This window comes from Thioclava sp. F28-4, assembly GCF_002020045.1.
GTDB lineage: Bacteria > Pseudomonadota > Alphaproteobacteria > Rhodobacterales > Rhodobacteraceae > Thioclava > Thioclava sediminum.
Window position 1 is genome coordinate 340,658 of record NZ_MPZQ01000002.1, and the last position, 24,261, is coordinate 364,918.

Here is a 24,261-nt window from a genome sequence, read left to right on the forward strand (position 1 = left end):
AAGGCCCCGGATCGCGCTGTCATTCAGCGTTCGCGCTCAGGCGGAAAGCAAGGTCACAAGCCCGAGACCTGCGCCCACCAGCATCACCAGCGACAGCGTCACCGTCGCGATCACACGCGGCCCGGCGGCTGCCACCGCCCGCGCATCGACGCCAAGCCCCAGCGCCGCCATCGCGATCACCGTCAGAATGGACGCCCCCTGCCCCATCGGCGCAAGCGCAGCCTCCGGGAGCGCCCCGGCAGAGCGCAGCACGATCATCCCGAGAAACCCGAGGATAAAGAGCGGCGGCATCAGCCCGCGCCGCACACGTCCCTCCGGCGTGACAGAGCGCCCGTCCGCCGGCAGATGCGGCGCGAGAAGCGACAGAACCACGGTGATCGGCCCCAGCATCAGGACGCGCACCAGTTTCACCAGCGTGCCGAGCTGGATCGCCGCGGCCCCCATCGGCGCTGCGGCCGCCAGAACCTGCGGCACCGCGTAGACGGTGATCCCCGACAGGATGCCGTAGCCGTTCACACTCATACCTCCGACATGACCGACGACGGGCAGCAACAGCACCACCGCCACGCCCAGCACGGCGGTGAACGCGATTGCGGCACTGACATCGTCGCTATCGGCGTCGATCACCGGGGCGACGGCGGCGATGGCGGAGTTCCCGCAGATGCCATTGCCGCAAGCGATCAGCAGCGCCATGCGGGCCGGCAGGCGCAGGGCCCGCCCCAGCAGGTAGGCCGCGGGCACCATCAGCGCGACCACCGCGACGATGCCGCCCAGAAGCCCCGGCCCCACCGACAGAAGCGTCTGCGCACTGACCGAGGCGCCAAGCAACACGATCGCGATCTCCAGCACCGTCTTGGCGGAAAATCGAATACCGGCTTCGAATCGCGCAGGCGGCGTCCAGAGGGAGCGCACCACCGCACCGATGAGGATCGCCAACACCAGCGGCTCCAGCCATGCCGCACCGAACAGCGCGCGTTCCGCCGCGCCCCCCAAGGTCGCGAGCGCGGCGACAGCGGCGCTTAGCACAAGTCCCGGCGCGAACGCGCGAAGCGCAAGCCGCGGGCGGGTAAGGCTGCAGGCAAGGGTCGAATGGTGCGGCACGGCGGCCTCCTATCGTCTGGTCTTGTCCTGTATTTGCCCGCGCCAATTCATTCTTCAAACGAAATGTTTTTGTCGATATGATCGATTTTATCGATCATTCGAACCAGAGACACGCATGACCCCCGAACAACTCCGCGTTTTCGTCGCGGTCGCGGAAGAGCAGCACATGACCCGCGCCGCGGCCCGGCTGAACATGACGCAATCGACGGCCTCAGCCGCCATTGCGGCACTAGAGGCGCGTCATGAGATCAAGCTGTTCGACCGGATCGGGCGGGGAATTTCACTGACCGAGGAAGGCCGCGCCTTTCTGCCCGAGGCGCGCGCGGTGCTGGCACGGTTTGCCGAGGCGGAGGCGATGCTCGCCGAGACCCGCGGCCTCGAACGCGGGCATATCCGCCTGATCGCCAGCCAGACCATCGCGGGCTACTGGCTGCCGCCCTACCTTGCCGCTTTCCGGCAAGCCCGCCCGGGGATCGAGGTCACGCTTGAGATCGGCAACACGCAGGAAGCGGCAGAGCGTCTGCGCGCGGGCCTGCACGATCTCGCGCTTGTCGAAGGCGATGTCGAGGATGCGAAGCTGGAGCGGGTTCAGATCGGGGCGGATCGGCTGATGCTGGTCAGCGCCGCGCCGCCCCCCGGCAAGCTGGATGCGCGGGCGTTGAGCGCGGCGAGTTGGGTGCTGCGCGAGCCGGGCTCTGGCACGCGCTCTACCGCGGAAGCGGCCCTCGCCGATCTGGGTGTCGCGCCGCACGCGCTCTCAGCGGCGCTGGTCCTGCCCTCGAACGAGGCGGTGCTGAGCGCGGTCGAGGCAGGGGCCGGGATCACCATACTCTCGGCCCATGTCGTCGCGCGGTCACTGAGCCTTGGAACGGTCCGGGACTGGGATTTGCGCCTCGCGCCGCGGCCCTTCTATGCGCTGCGCCACCGCGACCACCATGTCAGCCACGCCACGCGCGACCTGCTGGCACGGATCGATCAGTCCCAGCTCGACGATCTCACTCGGACGGAATGAACCAATTCGCGAGCTTCGCCTCGATCTCCGAGGGGAGTGCGGGCTTCGGACAGACCGCCGCGCCGGGATAGCGCTCGCGCAGCTGATTGGCTTCGGCATGGCCGGAATGGAACAGGAGCGGCACGCCCGCCTTGTGAAGATGATCGGCCAGTTCGTAGACTTCGCCATCGGCCAGCATCACATCGAGGATCGCAGCTCCCGGCAAACGATCGCGGACCAGATCCAGACCCGCGCGCACGGTGGCGCACGGCCCCCAGACCTCCATCCCGAGATCCTCGAGCATGAACTGAAAATCAAGCGCGACGACGGCTTCATCTTCGACAAGGAGCACCTCGCTCGGTGCTTTCTCAGTCAGCGTCGCCATCGATTTCATGCGCGAAGATAATCCTGTTGCAACGGCTTTCCGGTGTCTGACGCGTGTCGACCCGCGCCGATATCTGGCTGGCGGAAATATCGACCAACGTCGAGCCGAAGCCCTGTTTGTTGGTGTCGAGTTGCAACGCTTCACGGTACCGCTCGTTCCACGAAAGTATCACGGTATCGTCGTTTTCCATCGACCATGTGATTTCGAGATCACCCTCTCGCGGCCCTAATACCCCATATTTTGCGGCATTGGTGCTCCATTCGTGGAAAATCAGCGCAAGAGCCGTCAGGTGATGCGTCGGCACATCAACCTCCGGCCCATCGATCAGGAATTTCGACGGATCGTCATAGGGGGCCAGAGTCGTCTCGATCACCTCGCGCAGTGGGATCGCCGCACCAGAGGTTCGGGTGCGTGCCAGATCATGCGAGCGCGCCAGCGCGTTGATCCGCTGGCCCACATCTTCGACCAACGCGCGCGGGCTGGCCGCCGAACGTCCTGCGATGCGCAGCATGCCCGAGACGATGGAGAACAGGTTCTTCACCCGGTGGTTCATCTCGCGCAGCATCAGCTCGCGCATCTGCGCCGCCTCTTCATCGGCGGTGATGTCGACGCTGAGCCCCAGCAGGCGGTTTTCATTCCCCTCGCCCATCGTCCGACCCGTTGCGCGCAGATGGCGCTTCGTGCCGGAGGGGAGGTCGAGTTCGTAATCGACTTCCAATTCGGAACCAGTCTCGCGGGCCTCGCGCACCGCCTCTTCGACACGGGCACGGTCATGTTCCGCGATGCGTTCGAAGAACCGCTCGATCGGATAGGTGCCAGCCGCTTCGAATTCGAAGAAGGCTGCGACAGCCTCGTCGACTTCGACATCTCCATTGGGCTCAGTGATCGACCAAACCCCGATCTGCGCGATTTCCAGTGCGAGTTGCAGCCGCTCGCCCTTCAACGTCAGCTCGGTTTCGAGGCGCAACGCCTCGGTGATGTCGGTGAAGACGAGCGTCGCGCCTTCCACCTCGCCGCGCGAATTCAGATACGGCGTCGCGGAGAGCGACCAGACCTTGCCGAGTTCGGTGGACTTGACCCGGCGCGGTCGCGGCAACTCGCCCTCAAGGACCACATTGATCAGTTCGATCATCACCTCGGGCGTGTCGAGCAGGTTCTGAATGTCGTCGAGCGGACGTCCCCGGTCGCTGCCGCGCAGCCGGATCATCTCGCTTGCACCATCGGTGAAGTTGCGCAGGCGCAGCTTGCGATCGACCGTCACCAGCGCATGCAGCTTGGAATCGAAGATGTTGCGCAGATCGGCATTCGCGGTCGAAAGTTCCTCGACCTTGGTCTTGAGCTCGTCATTGACCGTCGCGAGCTCTTCGTTCGTCGATTGCAACTCCTCGTTCATCGACATCATTTCCTCGTTCGAGGATTTCAGCTCTTCGTTGGCGGTCTCCAACTCTTCGACCGTCGTGCGCAGGCGGTTGCGGGTCGCGCGCAACTCGGCCTCGAGCACCTGCACATGGCTTTCCGACGGCGCGATCTCGTCGAAATCATATTCGTCCAGCGCTTCGAACGGACCACGGTCGCGGAAAATGATCAGCAGCGTATCGTCGGAGAGCGGATCGGCCAGCACATCGACACGCTGCCGCCCGGTTTCCGAGATCACTTCGACGTCGCGCACGATCTTGCGCGTGCCAAGCTCCGCCGACTCGCGGATCACGGCGGAGAGCGCCTCGCGCAGGCCCGCGCGCGCGAGCGATTGCGCATAGCCCTGCCCGGTTTCGGACGGGTCGATCTCAAGATACTTGCCCAAGCGCCCTGTCGCGGCGAGGATCGCCCCATCACGATCGACATTCAGCGTCGCGGGCGCATAAAGATCGAGGATACGATTACTGGCCAAGGTCGTGTTCCAGTCTTTGGTTCTTCTGTCAGTCGCCTTCGGTCGGAGTGGCGCAAGTCGCGCATGAGGGTCGGAGCGCATCGGCAGTTCGGTCGGATAAGGAGACCGGGGCCCTATGCTGCGGAAGATGCGCATCGCGCCATCTATGGGATCGAAAAGTTCCTCATGCCGCCCGATCGTCTCGGATGGGCCGAGGAAGAGAACGCCCCCCGGATTGAGCGCGTAATGGAAGATCGGCAGGGCCCGCGCCTGCAACTTCTCTCCGAAATAAATCAGCAGATTTCGGCACGACACCAGATCGAGCCGCGAGAACGGCGGGTCCTTGATCAGCGAATGCGGCGAGAAGCGCACCCTGTCGCGCAGCGCGGCGGTGATCTGGAAATTGCCCTCGCGCCCGATCGTGTAGAGATCGCGGTACCTTTCCGGCAGATCGAGCAGGACCGACACCGGGTACCGCCCCTCACGTGCGATCGCGAGCATCCGTTCGTCGATATCGGTGGCGAAGATCTGGAAATCGATCTCCTTGCCGCTCGCATGGATCGCCCGGTCGATGAGCATCGCCAGCGTGTAGGCTTCCTCGCCACTCGAACAACCCGGCACCCAGATGCGCAGCGCGCCGCCATCATCGGCCTTCTCGACCATCGGCTTGATCGCCGTCTCGTTGAGCGCTTCGAAATGCGCGCTGTCCCGGAAGAAGCGGGTGACGTTGATCAGCAGGTCGCCCAGCAGCGCCAGAGGCTCGTCCTCTTCGCGCTCGAGCCGTTCGAGATATTCGCGCGGGTGCAGAATGCCGACGACCTGCATCCGGCGCTGAATCCGACGCTCGAGGGTCGAGCGCTTGTATTGCGAAAAGTCATGCCCCGTCAGACGGTTCAGCGCCGCGCAGATCTCATCCAGCGTGCCAGAGACCGGTGGCGCCGTGTTCACCTGATCCGGGTCGACATTGCGAAATTCGGTGATCCGCGCGATCACGTCGGAGGGCGCGCTGACCACATCGACCATCCCGGTCGCGACCGCAGAATTCGGCATGGAATCGTAACGCGCCGTTGCATCCTGCGCGATGCAAAAGCCACCATGCTCTTTCACCGCCCGCAACCCGACGGAGCCATCCGTGCCGGTGCCCGAGAGGATCACGCAGACCGCGCGGCGCCCGAGATCCTGGCCCAGCGACACGAAGAAATCGTCGATCGGACGGCGCAGACCGCGGGGTTGGGCGAATTCCGAAAGCTTCAGGCGCCCGTTTTCGACCTCCAGCCCGTAGCCCGGCGGGATCGTGTAGACATGCCCGGCCTCCAGCTTCGCGCCATCTTCGGCCTGAAGCACTTCGAGCGAGGTCGACCGGCCGAGCAATTCCGCCAGAAGCGACTCGTGGTTCGGATCGAGATGCTGAACTACGACATAGGCGCTGGGGTCATCCACCCGCGCGGGCTCCAGCAAATCGCGAAGCGCTTCAAGCCCACCAGCGGAGGCGCCGATGCCGACAACGTATAGATCCTCGGGGGCGTCCGTCACTGCACGGCCCGCCGATCCGCGCAGCGCGCGTCCAAAAGGGCGCGGCCTGCGCGCCCTTCTCTATAGTTCTCTTTGCAGTTCATCCGGAGATCGGTGTCACTAGCCTCAGAGCCCTGCAATAACATTTGACATAGTACTGAACACATAACCGTGGCCGCAGCCATTCTTAGCCCTCGCGGTAGATAATCGTGGCCATCGTGGAGAGGCTCTCCGACAGAACCTTGGCAGAGCCGATCATCGCCAGACCGAAACCGCGCGACATCGCGGCGAGATCGTCGGCATTGCGCAGCAGGCTCTCGTCATGCGCAGCGATGTCGACCTTCACGTTCTGACGTTCCGCCGCGGAAGTGAGGTCGAACTGCGACCCGAGGAACAAGCGCGTATCGCCACTGGGTTCGCGCAGACGTGTCATGAACACGAAGTTCTGGAAGGTCTCGCCATTCGCGCGGCTGTTGGTGACGCGGAAACGGCCCGCGGAGATGTCCTCGTCGTCGATGAACTCCCGCATCGCAGAGCGTTCTTCCTCGGTCGCGGCCCCTGCCTGGAGGAAGCGGCAGTTCTGCCCCAGCACCTCTTCAGCGGAATACCCGGTCAGATTGAGAAACGCCTGATTCACGTAGACAAGCGGCACATCCTCACGATCAGCCGCGGCAATGGTCAGTGCGACATTCGACTTGTCGCAATAGCTGACCAGCGCATCTGGCAGTTCGTAATCTGTGTAAACGGGCATGAAGCCTCCGCTGCGTTTGAGAAAACAAGATTGATCATTGCGCGGAAAAGTCCAGCGCGCGAGGCGAAATACCACCGATAACCGATTTGAAGGGGGGGGATGGTACCGCCTCCCCGGCTTGAACGGGGGACCTCTGGATCCACAATCCAGCGCTCTAACCAACTGAGCTAAGGCGGCACTGGCGCGGGATTTAGACCCCTCGCGCGCGGAATGCAAGTGTCCGATGACGAGAAATTCGCACCAAGTCTTGCCTGCGCACGTCGCGGGGGTTAGGTGCATTTTCCATCCAACCTCTCAGGAGTTTTCGATGAGCATCGACAAGGAAAGCGACATCTCCGCGAATCTGCAAATCGGCCCGACCTCGCTCGGAATGGTGCGGATCTATGTCGAGGGCGAAGGCGTCGAGCTGCCGCTCGATTTCGATCCCGACGAGGCGATGGAAATCGCCGAAGAACTGCAGGCCGCCGCCGAAGCCGCGCGCGAAATGAGCAAGGGCGGCAAGGGCAAGAAGCGCTGAGCCTCAAAATCCGGGCGGAATCGCGCCCGGATCGCACAACCGCTGCAACCGCCGCGCCGACGCGCGCGCGAAATCGAGCGTCAGCGCTTTGCGCCGCGCTGGCGCAAGCTTGGACAGCGGCGCCTCGCGGATCATCTCGGCCCCGTAGCCATCCGCGATGAACAGCCCCGTTCCCTCGGGCAGAAGATCCGTGGGGAAATCCTGGTCCACCGCCCAGAAATAGCGGTCGCACCAGTCCAGATATCCGTCCCATTTCCGATCCGAGGTGAAATCGGCGCGGCTCGACTTGCACTCCACGATCCAGATTTCGCCCTTCCGGTCGATCGCCATCAGATCGGCGCGCAGCCTTGGGCGCAGCACCATCTCCGGCAAACTGTCGAGCCCGAGCTCGGACAGCGCGCGGGCTGTGCCACGCGCGAGCACCTGCCCCGGCTGAAGTTCGGAAAGCGGAATCTGCGTCATGCGGACAAACATGAACGAAGTGTGAACAAAAGTCCAGTCGTCCGGCACACGCACCTTCCCCGTCGCACCTGGGGCGCGCGAGACGCGCTGTTCATTCTCCCCCCTTGTCGGAACCCGATTTCACCCCTATCTGGGGGTCTGACGGTTACTGCTCTTTCTGTGAAAGACCCTTTTCCAGTGGCCTATACCATTCCTGAGGGAGCTGGCTCTGCCGGGGTCCTGGCCTCGGTATCTGGCGCCCACCTGACTTTTCAGGTCTCCGGGAACTCTCGTCTACACGTCTGCTGCGGTTTCCGTCACTCCATCCATCGCAAGACAGCAAAAAGCCCCGCCGGATCGGTCGGGGCTTTTGTCGTCTTGGGACCTGGATGCGGTCAGCGGCGAAGCTGCATCTGCTGGCGCGATTTCGGCGTATCGACCGGAACCGGGATCGCCAGATGCTCGGCCGCCATATCGGTGGGGATGCCGTCGCGTTTGCCGCCGCCGGAGCTGTCGTCATCCTCGGCCATGCGCATGACCGCGATCGCGAATTGCACACCGGAGAAAACGATCGTGTTGAACACGATCAACAGTGCCATCGCGATATAGCCGATATCGGACGTGAAAATCAGGTGGCGCAGATTGCCGACATTGAAGCCGAGAAGAAGGCCAACGAAGGCAAGCGCGATGAAGAAGCCGATGACGACATTCTTGATGTAGAGCCGGACCAGTTCGGGCATGAAAAATCCTCCTGCTTACCTCACAATCTAGTGCATATTCCCAAGTTTCAAACAGGGAAACGGGCGGCGATTGCGAGATAAGCGGGTGTTTGCCCGTGGCATGGTGTCGCGAGCGAGCGCGCTCAGAACGCGTCGGGCTGCAGCGCGCGCGCCATGTGATCGAGCACCGCGTTGACGAATTTCGGCTCCTTGCCTTCGGGGAAGAAGGCCCGGGCCACGTCGACGAACTCGGTGATGACGACGCGCGGCGGCGTCGCGGGGGTGATCAGCTCGGCCCCGGCAGCGCGGAACAGCGCACGCAGCACCGGGTCGATCCGGTCGATCGGCCATTTCGCCACCAGCGCGCGGTCGGTCGCCTGGTCGATCTTCGCCTGCCAGGTCACCGCATCGTCGATCAGACGGCGGAACAGGTCGAGATTGCCCTCGGCCATTTCGGTGCCGTCCTCATCCACGGCGCCAAAGCGGAAATTCTCGAACTCGCGGCGCACCTTGTCGGCGCCCTGCCCGGCCGCTTCCATCTGAAACAGCGCCTGAACCGCGTAAAGACGCGAGGCGGATTTCATCTGGCGCTTCTCCTCTTGGGTGAGCTTGCGCGGTTTCGGTGCGTCTTGGGGCGCGTCGGAGGAGGCGTCGTCGGTCATGCGTTGTTCGATCCGTCAGTGTCGCCGGCGATACGGAAGGATTCGGCGGGTTTGAACCCGATACCCTTCGTCCGGCGCGCCCATTTGCGCGACAATGAGATGAGATGCAAGGCCGCAGCCGCCGCGCCGCCACCTTTGTTTTGATCGGCAGGGTCCGCGCGCACGGCCGCCTGCTCGTAATTCTCGACCGTCAGAATGCCGTTGCCGATGCAAATCCCTTCGAGCCCCATCAGCGTCAGCCCGCGCGAGCTGTCGTTGCAGACGGTCTCGTAATGGGTGGTCTCGCCGCGGATCACGCAGCCAAGGGCCACGAACCCGTCGTAATCGGCCATGCGCGCCGCCATCGCGATTGCGGTCGGGATTTCCAAGGCGCCGGGCACCTCGATCACGTCGACATGGGCGCCCGCCTCTTCGGCCGTGGCCTTCGCGCCCGCGATCAGGTTGTCCGCGATATCCTTGTAATAGGGCGCGACCACGATCAGCAGCCGCGGCGCGCTTTCGAATTTCGGCAGGTCGAGCGTGTAATGCGAGATTCCGGCCATGTCTTACTCCGTGATGGGGCGTGTGCCGACGATGCGCAGGCCATAAGCGTCGAGGCCCACATATTTCGTCTGCGGATTGTCGGTGAGAAGGATCATGTCATGCAGCCCCATCGAGGACAGGATCTGCGAGCCCAGACCGATCTGCTTGATCGTGCGCGGTCCCTGATCCTCTTCGCGTAGGAGGCGGTTCGAGGGGTCGCGGAACAGGCAGACGAGGCCGCGGCCTTCCTCGGCCACGATCTCCATCGCGCGACGCACCTCGTCGGCAGGACCGGGGCCGATGCCCAACACGTCGTCGAGAATGTTGAGCGAGTGGGTGCGCACCAGAACCGGCTCGGGCGTGGAAATATCGCCTTTCACCAGCACGATGTGATCGACCCCCTCGGCCATGTCGGTGAAGACACGCATCTCCCACTCACCGCCATGGCTCGACGTGACCATCTGACGCAAGCCCTCGCGCACGAGATTGTCGTGACGGCGGCGATAGGCGATCAGATCCGAGATCGTGCCGATCTTCAGCCCGTGTTTTTTGCCGAACTCGATCAGCCCCGGCAGGCGCAGCATGTGACCGTCATCGCCCATGATCTCGCAGATCACGCCGGCGGGCTTGAGCCCGGCCAGACGCGCCACGTCCACGGCAGCTTCGGTATGGCCCGCGCGCACCAGAACGCCACCGTCGCGCGCACGCAGCGGGAAGATGTGGCCGGGCGAAGCGATGTCCTGCGGCCCCTTGCTCGGGTCGATCGCCACCTTGATCGTCTGCGCCCGGTCATGGGCGGAAATGCCGGTGGTGATGTTCTCGCGCGCCTCGATCGAGACGGTGAAGGCCGTCTCGTGGCGCATCGAATTGGCGCGCACCATCGGTGCAAGGCCCAGCTGATCGACGCGATCTGAGGTGAGCGGCAGGCAGATCAGCCCGCGCCCGTAGGTCGCCATGAAGTTCACCGCCTCGGGGGTGCATTTCTCGGCCGGAATATACAGGTCGCCCTCGTTCTCGCGGTCCTCGTGATCGACGAGGATCACCATGCGCCCGGCCTTCGCCTCGGCGATAATGTCCTCAGCGGGCGCGATCACATGGCGCAGGCTTTCCTCGACCTCGCCGGGCACGTCATGGGTGCCGGATTTGTCGACCGGGGTCAGGGGTTTGCCGTCGGTGGTCATGCGTTCCACTCCTGCAGCCGCGCGACATAGCGCGCGAGCGTGTCGATCTCGAGATTGATCCGGTCGCCCGCCTTGGCATGGCCCCAGTTGGTGACCTGCTTGGTATGCGGGATGATGTTGACGCCGAACGTCGCGCCCTCGACCTCGTTCACGGTCAGCGAGGTGCCGTTGAGCGCGACCGAACCTTTCGGCGCGATGTATTTCGCCAGAGCTTCGGGTGCGCGGAAGGTGAAGCGCGTGCTGTCGCCCTCATCCACCATCGCCACGATCTCGGCCACACCATCGACATGGCCCGAGACGATGTGACCGCCCAGCTCGTCGCCCACTTTCAGCGCGCGTTCGAGATTGATCTTCTTACCCACCTGCCAGCCGCCGCTGGCATCGTTGCCGCGGCCGCCGATATTGGTCTTGGCTTGGCTCTCGGCGGAGATTTCCACGTCGAACCAGTTTTTCGGCTCGGTGCCGGTTGCGATCACGGTCAGGCAGCAGCCGTCGCAGGCAATCGACGCGCCCAACTCGATGCTGCCCACGTCATAGCTTGTGCCGATCCGCGCGCGCAGATCGCCGCGCTGCTCCAGCTCCAGAATTTCTCCGATATCGGTCACGATCCCGGTGAACATGGCATATCCCCTCAGATTTCGGACCTTAGCTAGCCCGCAGGGCGCGCCTTCGCAAGAGATGAGCGCCTCGCCGTCCCGTCACACTCTGCGCAGCCCCGCACAGCGCCTGCCCTAAAATTGTCCAACATTTAAGGGATTACCCCACAAACTCCGTGACTTCGCGCGCATCCTGCGCAATCACGGAGGCAGGCCAAGGACCCACGACTGGATGAACCGTTTCGAAAATCGCCACTTCCTGATGCTGCAGGGGCCCCACGGCCCCTTCTTTCATCAGCTTGGCGCGATGCTCCGGCAGGCGGGGGCGACGGTCTGGCGCGTGGGCTTCAACCGCGGGGATGAGGTGTTCTGGTTCGACCGCGCCTCCTACCTGCGCTTCGACGCCCCGCCGGAGGATTGGGCCGATCACTTGCGCGCCCTGATCGCCGAGAAAGGCATCACCGATCTCGTGCTCTATGGCGACACCCGCCCGATCCATGCGCAGGCGGTCGAGGTCGCGAAGGCGATGGGCCTCTGCGTGCATGTCTTCGAAGAGGGTTACGTTCGCCCCTATTGGGTCACCTACGAGCGCGGCGGCTCGAACGGGCATTCCCGGCTGATGGAGATGTCGGTGGCGCAGATGCGCACCGCGCTTGCCCAATCCGAGATCGAGTTTCCCGACGCCCCGCCCCGCTGGGGCGATATGCGCCACCACGTTTACTACGGCGCGCTATACCATTTCTTCGTGATGCTCCGCCCCGGTCCCTATCGCCGCTTCCGCCCGCATCGCGACATCACGGTGTTTCAGGAATTCCGCCTCTGGCTGCGCCGCCTGCTGCTGATGCCGCTGCATATGCTGGAGCGTAAACGCGCGACGCGGCGCATCCGGCATGGCGGCTTCCCCTATCATCTCGTGCTGCTGCAGCTCGAACACGATTCCAGCTTCCGGATGCATTCGCCCTTCGCGAGCCAGACCGAGTTCATCGATCTGGTGATGGAGAATTTCGCGAAAGGTGCCCCGCCCCATCATCACCTCGTCTTCAAGGCCCATCCGCTCGAAGACGGGCGCGCGCCCATCCGCGACACGATCCGCAAGGCGGCCCGCGCCCACGGGCTGGCGTCGCGCGTGCATTTCGTGCGCGGCGGCAAGTTGGCCGGGCTTCTGGCGCAGGCGCGCTCCGCCGTCACGGTGAATTCGACCGCCGCACAGCAGGCGCTCTGGCGCGGGCTGCCGCTGAAATCTCTGGGTCGCGCCATCTTCGACAAGCCGGAATTCACCTCCGCGCAACCGCTCGAGGCCTTCTTCGCAAGCCCGGCTCGGCCCGACAGCCGCGCCTATCGCGACTACCGTCACTACCTGCTGGAAACGAGCCAGGTTCCAGGCGGCTTCTACTCCGCGCGCGGACGCCGCGCCCTGCTGAGACAGGTGGTCGACATGATGCTGGCCGCCGAAGACCCCTATGACGCGCTGGTCGCAGGCAACGCGGCCCCACGGCAACAGTTGCAGGTGGTGCGATAATTTTTCTCGTTTTTTTCCCGAGACTTCGGTAGCTTGATCGCAAAACGATAAGCAGCATCCCGAACGAGGAGCTCGAGCAGTGACCATGACCCCTTCCCGCAGGGCCGTTTTGACGGGCCTTTCCGCCACGCTTTTGACCGCATCTTGTGGTCTTCCGCGCTCCGGCCCCAACAAGCGCGAACTCTTCGCGGGCTCCGTGATGCGCCAGGGCGATGCCTTCGTCGTCAAGGTGAACGACTTCGTCACCCGCGCAACCGCCGTGCAACCGGCGCTCGGCTTTACGTCCAGTTTCATCAATGCCGGCCAGATCGGCTCCGATACGATCCGCCCGGGCGACACGCTTTCGCTGACGATCTGGGAAAACGTCGATGACGGGCTGCTCGCCAGCAAGGGCGCCAACGCGACCCAGCTGCAAGAGGTGCAGGTCGATGGCGCGGGCTTCATCTTCGTCCCCTATGCGGGCCGCATCAAAGCCGCAGGCAACACGCCCGACGGGCTGCGCCGCATCATCACCACCAAGCTCGACGCGCAAACGCCGGACCCGCAGGTTCTCGTGACCCGCGTGGCAGGCGATGGCGCGACGGTTTCGGTCATGGGCGCGATCAACGGTCAGGGCGTCTACCCGATCGAGCGACCGACCCGGACGCTTTCGGCGATGATCGCGCGGGCCGGCGGCGTCGGCATCCCGGCCGAGGTCGCCCGCGTCACCGTCAAGCGCGGCAGCCGCTCCGAATCGGTCTGGCTCAAAGATCTCTATGAAAACCCGAAGATGGACATCGCGCTGCGCAACGGCGATGTGATCCTGGTCGAGAAGGACCAGCGCGCCTTCACCGCACTCGGCGCGACTGGCGCACAATCGCGCGTGCCCTTCGAGACGCAGACCCTCTCGGCGCTCGAAGCGATCGCCACCGTGGGCGGCTTGCAGTCGAACCTCGCCGACCCGACCGGCGTCTTCGTTCTGCGCAACGAGCCGGCAGAGATCGCATCCAAGGTTCTCGGGCGCTCCGATCTGATCGGCGATCAGCGCATGATCTACGTGCTCGACCTGACCCAGCCCAACGGCATGTTCATGGCGCGCGATTTCGCGATCCGCGACGGCGACACCGTCTATGTCACTGAGGCACCCTTCGTGCAGTGGCAGAAGACGCTTTCGGCGCTGACCCAGCCGATCGGGACGGTGAACACGCTCAATTCGCTCGCCGGGAACTGATGCCCCGCGACAGTGACCACAAGGCCGCCGGGGCGATCCCCCGGCGGCTTTTTTTCTACAATGGCGGGGTGCTGCGCCAGACGCGCCTGCGCGAGATTTTGCGCGCCGCGGGTCATGCGCCGCGCCTCGGCCTGCCCGGCCCCGACGATGGCGTGATGGTCTGGGGCCGCTCGCCCTATGCGGCGCGCGGTGAGGCGGTGGCCGCCAAGCGCGACGTGCCGCTGATCCGGGTGGAGGATGCGTTTCTGCGCTCGATCCATCCGGGCCGAACCGGCGCGCCGCCTCTCGGCCTGATCGTCGACCCGATAGGCGTGCATTTCGACAGCGCCCAGCCCTCGCGGCTCGAACATCTCCTTGCGACAGAGCCGCTCGACGATAGCGCCGTCTTGCAGCGGGCCCGCGACGGGATCGCCCGGCTGAAAACCTCGGAGCTCTCGAAATACAACGATTTCGACCCGGACCTGCCCGTTCCCGACCCGGGCTATGTTCTGGTGATCGACCAGACACGGGACGACGCCTCGATCACCCATGGCGGGGCGAGCGCCGCCACGTTCCGCGAAATGCTCGCCTATGCGCGGATCGAGAACCCCGGCGCGCGCATCCTGATCAAGACCCATCCGGAAACCCGTGCGGGGTTGCGGGGCGGCCATTATGGGCCGGAAGACTGCGATGAGAATTCCGAGATTTACGACGCGCCGGTCTCGCCATGGACCCTGCTCGAAGGCGCAATCGCGGTCTATACCGTGTCGTCGCTCATGGGCTACGAGGCGATCCTCGCAGGCCACAAGCCGCGCGTCTTCGGCCAACCATTCTATGGGGGCTGGGGGCTCACGCAGGACGAAAGCCCCGTACCGCGCAGATCGCGCAACCTGACCCGCGCGCAGATTTTCGCGGTGTCGCATATCCTCGCGCCGATCTGGTACGATCCTTGCCGCAAGCGCCTGTGCAGCTTCGAGGAGGCGGTGGATCAGCTCGAGGCCGAAACCCGCGCCTATCGCGAGGATCGGCAGGGCTATGTCGCGGGCGGCATGTCGCTGTGGAAACGCCCGCACCTGCGCAAGTTCTTCGGGCGCCACGGGCCGCTGCGGTTCAGCGAGACACCCGACCCTGCTCGGCCCTTTCTCTACTGGGCCACGCGCGCGACCCCAGACGACGACCGCGACCCGATCCGCGTCGAAGACGGGTTTCTGCGCTCGCGGGGTCTCGGCGCCGAACTCGTCCCGCCGCTCTCGCTGATCGCGGATCGCACAGGCATCTTCTACGACCCGACCCGGCCCAGCGATCTGGAGGCATTGATCGCGCGCCCTCTGCCGCCGGGCGGCGAGGTGCGGGCGCGCAAGCTCATCCAACGGATTACGACCGAAGGCCTGACCAAATACAATCTCGGCGGCGCGCTTCCCGACCTGCCCCAAGGCCATAAGATCCTCGTGCCCGGCCAGGTCGAAGACGATGCCTCAATTCGCCTAGGCGCGGGGGAGACTTGCACAAATGCGATGCTTCTGGAGAGAACCCGGGCCGAAAATCCCGATGCAGTTATCCTTTTCAAACCTCACCCCGATGTCGTCGCGGGTCTGCGTCCCGGCGTCGTGCCCGATGAAGTGGCGAAAACATATGCCGATCTGATCCTGCCCGAAGCCGACACGGCCGCACTGATCGAAGCGGTGGACGAGGTCTGGACGATGACTTCCGGCCTCGGCTTCGAGGCGCTCTTGCGCGGCAAGGCCGTCACCACCCTCGGCACACCCTTCTATGCCGGCTGGGGGCTCACGCGCGATCTCGGGTCTGTTCCGGCGCGCAGAACGGCGCGCCCCGATCTGCTGCAGCTCACCCATGCCGCGCTGATCGCTTATCCGCGCTATCTCGACCCGGTCAGCGGGTTGCCCTGCCCGGTCGAGGTCGCGCTGGATCGCCTGAGCGAGGGCCGCGCCCTACCCCGTGGGCCGCTCAACCGGATCGGCGCCAAGCTGCAGGGGGTGTTCGCGTCCTACGCGTGGCTCTGGCGCCGCCAGCGGTGAAGCAGGTCGTCGCCGATGGGGCGGCTTTCGACCAGCGTGTAGCGCGGCGCAGAGGCCAGCGCACTCAGCCCCATATCGCCGACCCCGGCGCGACCATCCGCGCCCAGCACCATGCCCGCCGTGAAGCCGATCAGCTCGTCCACCAGCCCCGCAGCGATCAGAGAGGCCGCGAACTTGCCGCCGCCTTCGCAGAACACGCGGGTCAGGCCGAACCCGGCCAGAGCCTCCATCAGCGCCAGCGGATCGAGACCGCCGCCGCTCGTCTCGGCCACCTCGATCAGTTCCGCGCCCGCTTCGCGCCAGTAATCTTTCGCCTCATCGGGAGCCTCGGCCCCATGGATCAGCCAGAGCGGCGCGACGTCCAGCGACCCGGCAAGCCGATTGCGCGGCAAATCCAGCATCGCCGAGGCCACGATCCGCAGAGGTTGGCGCAGCGGCGTGAAGCTGCGCACGGTCAGCAGCGGATCGTCGGCCCGCGCGGTCCCGCCGCCCACCATAACCGCGTCGAACTCGGCGCGCATCGCATGGACCAGCGCGCGCGACTGCGGCCCGGTGATCCATTGGCTTTCACCCGTCGAGGTCGCGATGCGCCCGTCGAAACTGCTCGCAAGCTTCAGCGCGAGCCACGGACGCGCGCGGGTCACGCGGCTCAGGAACCCGGCCTGCAGATTGCGCGCCTCCGCCTCCATGAGCCCGGTTTCCACGTCGATCCCCGCGTCGCGCAGCATCGCATGACCGCCGCCCGAAACCCGCGGATCGGGGTCTTCCATCGCCGAGACGACACGCACCACCCCGGCCTCGCGCAGTGCCATCGCGCAGGGCGGCGTCTTGCCGTAATGGGCGCAAGGTTCGAGCGTGACATAGGCCGTGGCGCCACGCGCCGCCTCCCCCGCCTGCGCGAGCGCGCGCACCTCGGCATGGGGCCGCCCGCCCGGCTGGGTCCAGCCGCGCCCGACGACGCCGCCCTCTTTCACGATCACGCAGCCCACGGCCGGGTTAGGCCAGACATTGCCAAGGCCCCGGCGCGCAAGCGTCAGGGCCATCGACATGAACCGCCGGTCTTCTTCGGTCACTCGGGGTCGCCCGCCCCCGGCGGACGCAATTCGGAGACGAACTTGTCGAAGTCGTCCGCTTCCTGGAAGTTCTTGTAAACGCTGGCGAACCGGACGTAGCCGACCGTGTCGATCCGCGCGAGCGTCTCCATCACGATCTCGCCGATCACCTTCGAGGAGATGTCGGTCTCGCCCATGCTTTCCAGACGCCGCACGATGCCGGAGATCATCTGGTCGATCCGCTCTGGTTCGACCGGGCGTTTCTGCATCGCGATCCGGATCGAGCGTTCGAGCTTGTCGCGATCGAAATCCTCACGCTTGCCGGAGGTCTTGATCACCACGAGATCGCGCAGCTGGACGCGTTCGTAAGTGGTGAAACGACCGCCGCAGGCCGGGCAGAACCGACGTCGCCGGATCGCGACGTGATCTTCCGCCGGACGGCTATCTTTCACCTGAGTATCGACATTTCCGCAAAATGGGCAGCGCATTCGCTTTCCCCCGTTCGTTGTCCCGCCTCACGATAGGGTCTGCATGCCCCTCTTATCCACAAGACCTTAGCCTAGCGTCGATGGTTTGGGTAGGAAAAATCTTTCGACCCCAGATGTGGCGGTTGCCTGTGGCGAATGAGACTCAGCGCAGGAGCGCCATGACCTCTCGGCGATGCGCCCGGCTGCGATGTTCGAAAAGGTAAATTCCTTGCCACGTTCCGAGCACCATACGCCCCGAAATGACAGGAATCTGCAAGCTGACCGGTAGAAGCGCCGATTTGATATGGGCCGGCATATCGTCCGGGCCCTCATAGGTGTGGGTCAGGTAGGACATGCTGGGATCGGTCGTGGGCGGCACGAGCCGATGGAAGAATTCCTTCAGATCGGTGCGCACTTCCGGGTCGGCATTTTCCTGGATCGCGAGACTGGCCGAGGTGTGACGGATGAACAGCGTGAGCAACGCCTCCTCCGCATCGGCGCCCGCGACCCAAGCCGCCACGTCACGCGTGAATTCGTAAAGCCCCGGGCCCGATGTTGCGATCTCGAACCGGCGATGCATCAGCTTTTCGGCGCGGGACGCGCCTCGGACCGATCCGTCGCGACGATCGCGAGGCATTCGGGATTGATGTCCATGATCTTGCGCTCTTTCGCCCAAGCCGCGTCAGCCTGCACGCCGCTTAGCCCGCGCTTGACCATGGCCTTGGGTTGCGGCGTGCCGTCGCCGACGCCGGAGATCACTGAATAGGTGCCACCTGCCTCTTCCTGCACATAGAGGAAACAGGTGCCTGCCTGATCCATGCGCGGTGTGCCCGATTGCATCGTGCCGACCTGACAGGCAGCGAGAACGAGAGGGGCGAGCAAGGCAGGCGCAAACTTAAACATGGTATCTCCGGTTATTGGGTCGCTTCAATTTGGACCGCCGCTAGACGACAGGCAACGCCTTTCGCCCACGCGCGCCACACGAATTAGGCCACCACTACGCGTGGGAAACCTCCGCACTCTGGAACTGCGCGAGCAGGTAACTGAAACCGTAGCCGCAGGCTATCGAGGCGAAGATGATCTCACCGCCATCTTCGATCAAGCCGAGAACCCATGAGAGCGGAGCGCCCTCGAACACGCTATGGATTGCGTCGAACCCCACTCCACAGATGATGAGACCGAAGATCGAAGCGGAAAAGCGAAGCACATAGAGGCGCTGCTCCGGCGACCCGAAGCGATAAGCGAGCCAAAGAAGCGCGACAACAACGACGCCCTGTCCAGCGAAATACACAAGCTCTCCGATCGTCTGCGCGGCATGCGGATCGGCGATGACTTGCGCGAACACCCCCTCCCTCAGAAATCGGCCTGCGTGTTCGTGCAACTGCTTGCTGTCATCGGCAAGCAGAATGGCGAAGACGGCGAATATGAACACGCTCATGGCGTTGGGCTTTTTCAGGAACGACGCGAGCATGAACACCATGATCGCGGTCCATTTGAAGAACCCGAAATTCTCGGAAAAGCTGAGGTCGAGACCGATATCGAACCGCCAGAACTGTTCGGCGATCAGCCCGTCGCCATGATTGAGCCCCAAGACGTTGTAAGTGATGAAAATAGCCAGCAGCACTGCATCCACGAAAAGCAAAGCGAACAGAAACTTTCGCGTTAACTCGTCATTGAACGGTTTCAGCAGGGCTGGCGCGTAATTGCGCAGCCGCATTTAACTCCCCCCAACGAACACCCCAATTGTCCGTAAGGTGACGATAACACGATCAGGGGAATTTCAAACTTTCCAGCAACTTGAGGGACGAAAAAGCCGTTCCACCCCCCGAAATGCTCAAGAAATGTGCGAAATATGCGGTTTAGGGGCCGCCGCCTTGACGCAGCAATGCAAGCGGACCGCCCTCCGTCACGGCACGTGAACGAGACCGTTCATCTTGCAGCCCAGCGGAGCAAGATCGGCTTCGACCGCGGCTTTATGCGCGTTGAATTCGACGTTATGGGCGTCGATCGCCTCTTGGCTCGGGGCATGGCCGGACTCGCGCTGCGCCGTGGTTTTCGCCTCCAGACGCGCAGCCTCTTCCTGATGATCGCTGGCGAAGACGGCCTTGGCCTTCTCCCAATTCTCGGCGATCGCCTCCTGGCTCTCCCCTTCGCAGGTGAAGAGATAGACCAGCTTGGCAGGCTTGTCGGGAATGTAGAATTGCGCGCGCTCGGCGGCGCTGGCGGACCCAGCGACCAGAAGGGCTACAGCCACAAACGTAGTGAAGACTTTCATGCTCCCCTCCCCCGGATGACATGAAAACGCCCCCGAAACCGGGGGCGTCCTGATCGAATGCTATTACTGGTCGAGGAACGAACGCATCTTGCGCGACCGGCTCGGGTGCTTGAGCTTGCGCAGCGCCTTCGCCTCGATCTGACGGATACGTTCGCGGGTGACCGAGAACTGCTGGCCCACCTCTTCGAGCGTGTGGTCGGTGTTCATGCCGATACCGAAGCGCATCCGCAGAACCCGCTCCTCGCGCGGGGTGAGCGAGGCCAGAACCCGCGTCGTCGTCTCCTTCAGGTTCTCCTGAATGGCGGAGTCGAGCGGCAGAACGGCGTTCTTGTCCTCGATGAAATCGCCAAGCTGGCTGTCTTCCTCGTCGCCGATCGGCGTCTCGAGCGAGATCGGCTCCTTGGCGATCTTCATCACCTTGCGGACCTTCTCGAGCGGCATCTGCAGCTTGTCGGCCAGTTCTTCCGGCGTCGGCTCGCGGCCGATCTCGTGGAGCATCTGGCGACCGGTGCGGACCAGCTTGTTGATCGTCTCGATCATGTGGACCGGGATACGGATGGTGCGCGCCTGATCCGCGATCGAGCGGGTGATCGCCTGACGGATCCACCACGTCGCGTAGGTCGAGAACTTGTAGCCGCGGCGATACTCGAACTTATCCACGGCCTTCATGAGGCCTATATTGCCTTCCTGAATGAGATCGAGGAATTGCAGGCCGCGGTTGGTGTATTTCTTCGCGATCGAGATCACGAGACGCAGGTTCGCCTCGACCATCTCTTTCTTGGCCTGACGGGCTTCTTTCTCGCCCTTCTGAACCTGCTGCACGATGCGGCGGAATTCGGAAATGTCGACGCCGACATACTGGCCGACCTGAGCCATTTCCCCGCGCAGCTCTTCGACCTTGTCGGCGGAACGCTCGAACAGGGATTGCCAGGCGCGGCCCGACTTTGCCTGCATCCGCTCGGACCAGCCGGGGTCCAGTTCGTAGCCGCGATACTCTTCGATGAACTCGCGACGGTTGATGCGCGCCTGATCGGCGAGCTTCACCATGCCGCTGTCGATCGACATGATCTTGCGGTTGATCCCGTAGAGCTGGTCGATCAGCGCTTCGATCCGGTTGTTGTGCAGGTGAAGCGAGTTCACCAGCTCGACGATCTCGGAGCGCAGTTTCTGATAGGCGGCTTCCTCGGTGACCGAGAAGGAGCCATCCTCGTTCAGCGTCGCCGACATCCGCAGGTCCTGCATTTCGGCAAGCTGAGCATAGTCGCGCGCGATCAGTTCGAGCGTCTCGAGAACACGCGGCTTCAGCGCGGCTTCCATCGCGGCGAGCGAAAGGTTCGCGCCTTCGTCCTCGTCGTCATCGTCGGATTGGATCGGGTTGCCGTCCGCGTCGAGCTCGGGCTCCGAATTGCCGCTATCTTCGGATTTCTTGCTGCCCTCTGTCGTCGCCTCGGCTCCGACGGTGGGCGGTGCGATTTCTTCTTCTTCGCCTTCGACCCCTTCGAGCGAGTTGCCGAAGGTGGTCTCGAGGTCGATCACGTCGCGCAGCAGAATTTCTTCGTTGAGAAGTTCGTCGCGCCAGATCGTGATGGCCTGAAAGGTCAGCGGGCTCTCGCAGAGGCCCGCGATCATCGTGTTGCGACCAGCCTCGATGCGCTTGGCGATGGCGATTTCGCCCTCGCGCGACAGCAGCTCGACCGAGCCCATCTCGCGAAGATACATCCGCACCGGGTCATCGGTACGATCGAGCGTTTCCGAGCTGGTGGTCGAGACCGCGACTTCGCGCGACCCCGAAGCCGTCGTCGCGACTTCGCCGCCCTGGCTGCTGCTTTCTTCCTCATCGGCCTCTTCGGCTTCGATGACGTTGATGCCCATTTCGGAGAGCATCGACATGACATCTTCGATCTGGTCCCCGGAGACCTGATCTTGCGGCATCACCTTGTTGAGCTGGTCATAGGTAATGAACCCGCGTTCCTTCGCCTCGGCGATCATCCGCTTCACGGCGGCCTGACTCATATCGAAGGACGTCGCGTCGTCGCTCGGGGTGTCGGATTTATTGTCGTCGATGTCTTTGGCGGCCATGTGGGCTCCTCGGTCAGGGCTTGGTTGGGCTCAAGCTATGACGAAAGCGAATCATATCTCGTCTGTGTATCGAATCGCGGCGGCGAATCACAGGGGCGCGAGGGCTGTGGACAGAAAGTTGATTCTGAATGTGTCCGCAACAATTCGCTTTTCCGTAATCCGTTGGCCCGCAGCCATCCGGCTCAATGTTTCTTACGCCAGATTTCCCCGTCGATCATGGCCTGAAGCGTCGCGGACAGCGCCGCTTGATCTTCGCCCATATCGGAGGAGTCCTCCAGTTTCGATCTCTCTGCGCGATGGCGAAGCGATGCTGCTTGCGCCAGACGCCATGTCACGCCTTCGTCGGCAAGCCCCGCCAGATCCTCCATCGCATCGGCGACCTCTTCGCGCACGGCGCGAGCGGCGTCCAGCTTGGCCAGTTCCTCGGTCAGGCACATCCGCGCCAAATCGAGGTTCTCAGCGTTGCGAACCGGAGGGGCAGAGCGCAAATGGGGCAGGTTCAACAGTTTTTCAAGGTCGGCCGCCATTTCCGCGTAAAGGTTTTTCGCGATTTCCGGGGCGGGCGCGGCGACATGGGCGAGCATCCGGTGCCGCAGCTGATCATGCGTCGCGTCGCGCAGCGGCACGGCCTCCAGTTCCGCCTCGAATTCCGCGATCAGCGCCGGGTGGGTGACGCAGATGCCGAGGATCATCGCCTCGCGCAGATGCTCGGCCACGTCGCTCGGCGCGGTCGCCAGAAGCGAGGAGCGTGTCTCGGGCAAGGCCGGCGGCGGCGCACCGAAGCGGCCCTTGCCACGCTTGCCGCCGGGGCCGAAACCGCCCGGCGTGAAGCCCCCGCGGGATCCTTGCGCGCCGCCCTGTGGGCCAGCGTGCGGACCGGTGCCGAACAGCTCCCAGCGCAGGCGTTTGATCTCGTCCCCGTAATGGCCGCGAATCGAGGGATCCTGAATGCGCGCAATCGCGGCGCGCAGGCTCTTGTCCAGGGCCGCCCGGCGCTCGGGACTGTCGAAGACTTTCCCCTCGGTCTCACGTTGCCACAGCAGCGAGACCATCGGCTTCGCCTCGGCGAGGATCGTCTCCATCGCCTCGCGGCCCTGCTTGCGGATCACGTCATCCGGGTCGAGCCCCGGCGGCATGATCGCGAAACGCACGCCCTTCCCCGCCTCCAGCAGCGGCAGCGCGAGATCGATCACCCGCAGCGCCGCGCGCAGACCCGCCGTATCGCCATCGAGCGCGATGATCGGCTCGTCATGGATGCGCCACATCAGGCGCAGCTGATCTTCGGTGATCGCGGTCCCGAGCGGCGCGACCGCCCCGCCGAAGCCGCCCTCGACCATGGCGATCACATCCATATAGCCTTCGCAGACCACAAGCGGCGCGCCCTTGCCGCAGGCTTCGCGCGCGGGACCGTGGTTATAAAGCGAGCGCCCCTTGTCGAAGAGCGCGGTCTCGGGCGAGTTCAGGTATTTCGCCGGATCGTTCGGATCCATTGCCCGCCCGCCGAATGCGATGCAGCGCCCGCGCGGATCGCGGATCGGGAAGATGATGCGGTTGCGGAAGACGTCGAAGGGTTCGCGCCCCTTCTGGCTGTCCTTCGCAAGCCCCGCGCCTTTGATCAGCTCGTCGGAAATCCCCTTGGCCTTGAGCGCATCGCGCAGCCCCTGCCAGCCGGGCGGGGCGAAGCCGATCTCGAAGCGATCCACCGCGGGTTTGTTCAGGCTGCGCCCGGCCAGATAGTCGCGCGCGGCGCTCCCGGCCTGCGTGTTCAGATGAAGGCGGAAATACTTCACCGCCTCTTCCATCACATTGGCCAGCTCGGTGCGCAGATCAGCTTTCTCCTGCGCCATCGGATCGCGCGCGGGCATCTGCATCCCGGCCTCACGGGCGAGGATTTCCACCGCCTCCATGAAGCTGACATTCTCGGTCTCGCGCACGAAGCTCAGCGCGTCGCCCTTCGCGTGGCAGCCGAAGCAATAGTAATAGCCCTTGCGGTCATCGACATGGAACGAGGCCGATTTTTCCTGATGGAAGGGGCACGGCGCCCACATGTCGCCCTTGGCCTGGTTCGACTTGCGCATGTCCCAAATGACCTTGCGCCCCACGACCTGAGCGATCGAGGAACGGCTGCGCAATTCGTCGAGAAATCCGGGTGGCAGGCTCATCCTCTCTATATTGTCTCCATGTGCGGCAGAGTCGAGGGGACCCGCGGAGCTACCCACAGCTTTCGGCCTCGCGCGCGCCAAGAACTTCGCGTCAGCCGAAGGTGAGAAATCCGCCCCTTGAGGCGAGTTAACCTAGTTTAAACGACTCAGCCGCTAAGACGGCACCCAGCGTCAGAAGCCCCTCAGATTGGTGGCCGATTGGGAAACTATCTCACACACACTGCGGCATTCCACATT

At 63.9% G+C, this 24,261-nt stretch carries 23 protein-coding genes and 1 tRNA gene; 5 read left to right on the top strand and 19 right to left on the bottom strand.

Annotated features, from left to right (window positions below):
* Positions 1 to 36: 36 nt before the first annotated feature.
* Complete coding sequence (locus tag BMI87_RS06430) at positions 37 to 1,101, bottom strand: YeiH family protein (protein ID WP_078520334.1); 1,065 nt, start codon at positions 1,099 to 1,101, stop codon at positions 37 to 39.
* Positions 1,102 to 1,216: 115 nt separating this feature from the next.
* Here BMI87_RS06430 and BMI87_RS06435 point away from each other — a divergent pair, with 115 nt between their 5' ends.
* Complete coding sequence (locus BMI87_RS06435) at positions 1,217 to 2,113, top strand: LysR substrate-binding domain-containing protein (RefSeq protein WP_078520335.1); 897 nt, start codon at positions 1,217 to 1,219, stop codon at positions 2,111 to 2,113.
* Here the strand turns inward: BMI87_RS06435 and BMI87_RS06440 are convergent.
* The 4 genes from BMI87_RS06440 to BMI87_RS06455 all read right to left on the bottom strand — a co-directional run bounded on the left by BMI87_RS06440 (position 2,097) and on the right by BMI87_RS06455 (position 6,784).
* Positions 2,097 to 2,486: a response regulator gene (locus BMI87_RS06440; RefSeq protein ID WP_210402462.1), complete on the bottom strand. Its 390-nt coding sequence runs from the start codon at positions 2,484 to 2,486 to the stop codon at positions 2,097 to 2,099. The genes BMI87_RS06435 and BMI87_RS06440 overlap by 17 nt on opposite strands.
* Entirely contained in the window at positions 2,461 to 5,877 is a 3,417-nt protein-coding gene (locus tag BMI87_RS06445) for a CheR family methyltransferase (RefSeq protein ID WP_246832656.1), read from the bottom strand. The genes BMI87_RS06440 and BMI87_RS06445 overlap by 26 nt, the downstream gene beginning before the upstream one ends.
* A gap of 166 nt (positions 5,878 to 6,043) precedes the next feature.
* Positions 6,044 to 6,607, bottom strand: coding sequence for a PAS domain-containing protein (locus BMI87_RS06450; protein ID WP_078520338.1), 564 nt, complete (start codon positions 6,605 to 6,607; stop codon positions 6,044 to 6,046).
* Between the two features lie 100 nt (positions 6,608 to 6,707).
* Positions 6,708 to 6,784, bottom strand: a tRNA-His gene (locus tag BMI87_RS06455).
* Between the two features lie 130 nt (positions 6,785 to 6,914).
* Here BMI87_RS06455 and BMI87_RS06460 point away from each other — a divergent pair.
* Positions 6,915 to 7,124, top strand: a complete 210-nt coding sequence (locus tag BMI87_RS06460; RefSeq protein WP_078520339.1) for a DUF6324 family protein — start codon at positions 6,915 to 6,917, stop codon at positions 7,122 to 7,124.
* Positions 7,125 to 7,127: 3 nt separating this feature from the next.
* Here the strand turns inward: BMI87_RS06460 and BMI87_RS06465 are convergent, their stop codons facing one another.
* The 6 genes from BMI87_RS06465 to BMI87_RS06490 all read right to left on the bottom strand — a co-directional run bounded on the left by BMI87_RS06465 (position 7,128) and on the right by BMI87_RS06490 (position 11,269).
* Positions 7,128 to 7,586 carry an MmcB family DNA repair protein gene (locus BMI87_RS06465; RefSeq protein WP_078520588.1) on the bottom strand — a complete coding sequence of 153 codons (459 nt, stop codon included), beginning with the start codon at positions 7,584 to 7,586 and terminating at the stop codon, positions 7,128 to 7,130.
* 374 nt (positions 7,587 to 7,960) lie between these two features.
* Positions 7,961 to 8,305 (bottom strand): hypothetical protein, encoded by a 345-nt coding sequence (locus tag BMI87_RS06470; RefSeq protein ID WP_078520340.1) that lies wholly within the window; start codon positions 8,303 to 8,305, stop codon positions 7,961 to 7,963.
* A 122-nt stretch (positions 8,306 to 8,427) separates the two neighbouring features.
* Complete coding sequence (gene nusB / locus BMI87_RS06475) at positions 8,428 to 8,946, bottom strand: transcription antitermination factor NusB (RefSeq protein WP_078520341.1); 519 nt, start codon at positions 8,944 to 8,946, stop codon at positions 8,428 to 8,430.
* Complete coding sequence (locus BMI87_RS06480; protein WP_078520342.1) at positions 8,943 to 9,488, bottom strand: 6,7-dimethyl-8-ribityllumazine synthase; 546 nt, start codon at positions 9,486 to 9,488, stop codon at positions 8,943 to 8,945. The genes nusB and BMI87_RS06480 overlap by 4 nt, the downstream gene beginning before the upstream one ends.
* A 3-nt stretch (positions 9,489 to 9,491) precedes the next feature.
* Entirely contained in the window at positions 9,492 to 10,649 is a 1,158-nt protein-coding gene (gene ribB, locus BMI87_RS06485; RefSeq protein WP_078520343.1) for a 3,4-dihydroxy-2-butanone-4-phosphate synthase, read from the bottom strand.
* On the bottom strand, positions 10,646 to 11,269 hold the full coding sequence (locus BMI87_RS06490; RefSeq protein ID WP_078520344.1) for a riboflavin synthase: 624 nt from the start codon (positions 11,267 to 11,269) through the stop codon (positions 10,646 to 10,648). Before BMI87_RS06490 ends, ribB begins: the two co-directional genes overlap by 4 nt.
* A gap of 208 nt (positions 11,270 to 11,477) precedes the next feature.
* Here BMI87_RS06490 and BMI87_RS06495 point away from each other — a divergent pair, with 208 nt between their 5' ends.
* The 3 genes from BMI87_RS06495 to BMI87_RS06505 all read left to right on the top strand — a co-directional run bounded on the left by BMI87_RS06495 (position 11,478) and on the right by BMI87_RS06505 (position 15,989).
* A complete protein-coding gene (locus BMI87_RS06495) occupies positions 11,478 to 12,764 on the top strand; it encodes a capsule biosynthesis protein (protein ID WP_078520345.1) in 1,287 nt (428 codons plus the stop codon).
* Between the two features lie 85 nt (positions 12,765 to 12,849).
* A complete protein-coding gene (locus tag BMI87_RS06500) occupies positions 12,850 to 13,974 on the top strand; it encodes a polysaccharide biosynthesis/export family protein (protein ID WP_078520346.1) in 1,125 nt (374 codons plus the stop codon).
* Complete coding sequence (locus BMI87_RS06505; RefSeq protein ID WP_078520347.1) at positions 13,974 to 15,989, top strand: capsular polysaccharide biosynthesis protein; 2,016 nt, start codon at positions 13,974 to 13,976, stop codon at positions 15,987 to 15,989. The genes BMI87_RS06500 and BMI87_RS06505 overlap by 1 nt, the downstream gene beginning before the upstream one ends.
* Here BMI87_RS06505 and ribD read toward each other — a convergent pair.
* From ribD to dnaG, 8 genes are all read right to left on the bottom strand, one after another.
* The gene (gene ribD / locus BMI87_RS06510; RefSeq protein WP_078520348.1) at positions 15,959 to 17,062 is read right to left on the bottom strand and encodes a bifunctional diaminohydroxyphosphoribosylaminopyrimidine deaminase/5-amino-6-(5-phosphoribosylamino)uracil reductase RibD; all 1,104 of its coding nucleotides are present in this window, start codon (positions 17,060 to 17,062) and stop codon (positions 15,959 to 15,961) included. The two genes, BMI87_RS06505 and ribD, sit on opposite strands and share 31 nt — an antisense overlap.
* Complete coding sequence (gene nrdR, locus BMI87_RS06515) at positions 17,059 to 17,529, bottom strand: transcriptional regulator NrdR (protein WP_075774214.1); 471 nt, start codon at positions 17,527 to 17,529, stop codon at positions 17,059 to 17,061. The genes ribD and nrdR overlap by 4 nt, the downstream gene beginning before the upstream one ends.
* A gap of 142 nt (positions 17,530 to 17,671) precedes the next feature.
* The gene (locus BMI87_RS06520; protein WP_078520349.1) at positions 17,672 to 18,088 is read right to left on the bottom strand and encodes a secondary thiamine-phosphate synthase enzyme YjbQ; all 417 of its coding nucleotides are present in this window, start codon (positions 18,086 to 18,088) and stop codon (positions 17,672 to 17,674) included.
* Entirely contained in the window at positions 18,088 to 18,411 is a 324-nt protein-coding gene (locus tag BMI87_RS06525; protein WP_078520350.1) for a hypothetical protein, read from the bottom strand. Before BMI87_RS06525 ends, BMI87_RS06520 begins: the two co-directional genes overlap by 1 nt.
* Before the next feature lie 94 nt (positions 18,412 to 18,505).
* Positions 18,506 to 19,225: a hypothetical protein gene (locus tag BMI87_RS06530; RefSeq protein ID WP_078520351.1), complete on the bottom strand. Its 720-nt coding sequence runs from the start codon at positions 19,223 to 19,225 to the stop codon at positions 18,506 to 18,508.
* 189 nt (positions 19,226 to 19,414) lie between these two features.
* Positions 19,415 to 19,783 carry a hypothetical protein gene (locus BMI87_RS06535; RefSeq protein WP_078520352.1) on the bottom strand — a complete coding sequence of 123 codons (369 nt, stop codon included), beginning with the start codon at positions 19,781 to 19,783 and terminating at the stop codon, positions 19,415 to 19,417.
* A gap of 63 nt (positions 19,784 to 19,846) precedes the next feature.
* Positions 19,847 to 21,862 (bottom strand): RNA polymerase sigma factor RpoD, encoded by a 2,016-nt coding sequence (gene rpoD / locus BMI87_RS06540; RefSeq protein ID WP_078520353.1) that lies wholly within the window; start codon positions 21,860 to 21,862, stop codon positions 19,847 to 19,849.
* Between the two features lie 182 nt (positions 21,863 to 22,044).
* Positions 22,045 to 24,024 carry a DNA primase gene (gene dnaG / locus BMI87_RS06545; protein ID WP_078520354.1) on the bottom strand — a complete coding sequence of 660 codons (1,980 nt, stop codon included), beginning with the start codon at positions 24,022 to 24,024 and terminating at the stop codon, positions 22,045 to 22,047.
* Positions 24,025 to 24,261: the final 237 nt, after the last annotated feature.